1 pseudogene is annotated in these 270 nt (G+C 62.2%); it reads left to right on the top strand.

The features are described 5' to 3' along the window. Positions 1 to 52: 52 nt before the first annotated feature. Positions 53 to 270 (top strand): annotated as a pseudogene (locus tag B3187_RS07075) (aminoacyl-tRNA hydrolase); the annotation flags it as partial.

Here is a 270-nt window from a genome sequence, read left to right as displayed (position 1 = left end):
CCCCGACGGGCTCTGCCCTCGGGGTGTTTTTCTATCTGAAAGGTGAACCCCCATGGACATGCCCCTACAGATGATTGTCGGCCTGGGTAATCCGGGCACCGAATACGACCGCACCCGCCACAACGCCGGTGCCGACTTTGTCACCGAGCTGGCCTACCGAAACGGCGCGACACTCACGCCCGAGAACAAATTCCACGGCCTGACCGCCCGCATCACCCTGGACGGGCAAGACCTGCGCCTGCTGATTCCCACCACCTTTATGAACCGCAG

The sequence above is a fragment of the Marinimicrobium sp. UBA4209 genome, from assembly GCF_002381585.1.
In the GTDB taxonomy this organism is placed as follows: Bacteria; Pseudomonadota; Gammaproteobacteria; order Pseudomonadales; family Cellvibrionaceae; genus Marinimicrobium; species Marinimicrobium koreense.
Note: the sequence above shows the minus strand (reverse complement) of the source record. Positions and strands in the feature narration are given on the sequence as shown.